The sequence below is a fragment of the Allosphingosinicella sp. genome (assembly GCF_036387215.1).
Lineage (GTDB): Bacteria > Pseudomonadota > Alphaproteobacteria > Sphingomonadales > Sphingomonadaceae > Allosphingosinicella.
In genome coordinates, this window is record NZ_DASVUE010000204.1 from 1 (window position 1) to 1942 (window position 1942).

Genomic DNA, 1942 nt, shown 5'->3' on the forward strand with positions numbered 1-1942 from the left:
GATGCCGACGGAGGCGTCGCCGATGTGTACGACTTCTGCCCGCGCTTCGAGCGGACCGGCCGCGTCTACCGCCCGGTGGCCTTCGTCCGCATCGTTCGGCCGATCAGCGGCGCGCCCCGGATCCGTGTCTCGCTCAATCCGGCGGCCGATTGGGGAGCGAAGGACGCCGAGCGCACGAGCGGAAGCAACCACGTCCGCTTCCTCCTGAAGCCGCAGCCGCTCCGGCTCACCACCGACGCACCGGTCGGCCGCGTGATGGAAGGCCGCGCCTTCCGGCTCGAAAAGCCGCTCCACTTCTTCCTAGGGCCGGACGAGCCGTTCCAGGGCAATATCGGCCACACCGTCGCCTCAATGCTTCACCAGACGTCCGACCATTGGCGCGAATGGGTGCGGGGGCTTGCGACGCCGCTCGAATGGCAGAACGTCGTCATCCGCGCGGCGATCACGTTGAAGCTCTGCCAGCAGGAGGAGACTGGTGCGATCGTCGCGGCGCTTACCACCTCCATTCCCGAAGCTGCCAATTCCGGGCGGAACTGGGACTATCGCTACTGCTGGATCCGGGACGCTTATTACACCGTGCAGGCGCTGAACCGCCTCGGCGCGCTCGACGTGCTGGAGGGCTATCTCGGTTACCTGCGCAACATCGTCGACGATGCCCAGGGCGGGCACATCCAGCCGCTCTATTCGGTCGCCGGCGAGGCCAAGCTTGAGGAGGGGGAGGCGGACGCGCTCGGCGGCTATCGCGGCATGGGGCCTGTGCGGGTCGGCAACGCGGCCTACCACCAGATCCAGCACGACGCCTACGGCCAGATCGTCCTCTCCAACGTCCAGGCCTTCTTCGACGAGCGGCTGTTCCGAAAGGCCGGCGCGGACGACTTCGCAGCGCTGGAGAGGGTGGGCGAGCGCGCCTGGGCGATGCACGACCAGCCCGACGCGGGCCTGTGGGAGTTCCGGACGCGGCAATCGGTCCACACCTACAGCTCGGTGATGTGCTGGGCGGCGTGCGACCGGCTTGCGAACGCTGCAGCGGTGCTCGGCCTGGAGGAGCGGGCGGCGCTTTGGCGCGAGCGGGCGCAGGCGGTGCGGGCGCGGATCGAGACGGAGGCGTGGTTCGAGCCCGAGCGGCGCTTCGCCGCCACGTTCGGCGGCGACGAACTCGACGCGAGCCTGCTCCAGCTCATCGACATGCGCTTCCTGGAGCCGGACGATCCGCGCTTCCTCGCCACCTTCGAGGCGGTGGAGAAGGGGCTTCGGCGCGGCGAGCACATGCTTCGCTACGCGGCCGAAGACGATTTCGGGCTGCCCGAGACCGCGTTCAACTTCTGCACCTTCTGGCTGATCGAAGCGCTTCATATCGTTGGGCGGGAGGAGGAGGCGCGCGAGCTTTACGAGCATATGCTGACCCGGCTCACGCCCGCGGGCCTCCTCTCGGAGGACACGGACTTCCACACCGGCGAACTCTGGGGAAACTATCCGCAGACCTATTCGCTGGTCGGCCTCATCAACTGCGCCGTCCTCCTTTCGCGACCATGGAGTTCGATCCGGTGAGCCGCCTCATTGTCATCTCCAACCGAGTGTCCGCTCCGCGCGCGGACGATCCGAAGGGCGCGCAGGGCGGGCTTTCGGTGGCGCTTGCCGCCGCCCTTCGGGAGTATCGCGGCCTCTGGTTCGGCTGGTCGGGCAACAAGACCGAGGAGTTCACCGGCCATATCGACTTCCAGCGCCACCAGGGCGTGACGACCGCGACGATCGACCTCGAGGAACAGGACGTCGAGGAATATTACAACGGTTACGCCAACCGAACCTTGTGGCCGCTCTTCCACTACCGGATCGACCTGGCGGAGTATGACCGCAGCTTCGCGGGCGGCTACGAGCGCGTCAACGAGCGCTTCGCTGAGACGGTGTGCCCGCTCATTGAGCCGGACGACCTCATCTGGATCCA

General features: G+C 67.3%; 2 protein-coding genes. Both read left to right on the forward strand.

Annotated features, from left to right (window positions below):
- Positions 1–1548, forward strand: a 1548-nt coding sequence (locus VF662_RS08195; RefSeq protein WP_464139740.1) for a glycoside hydrolase family 15 protein, incomplete at its 5' end; no start/stop codon positions are given.
- Positions 1545–1942 (forward strand): trehalose-6-phosphate synthase (locus tag VF662_RS08200; RefSeq protein WP_464139742.1); only part of this gene is annotated, 398 nt, incomplete at its 3' end. The genes VF662_RS08195 and VF662_RS08200, both read left to right, overlap by 4 nt.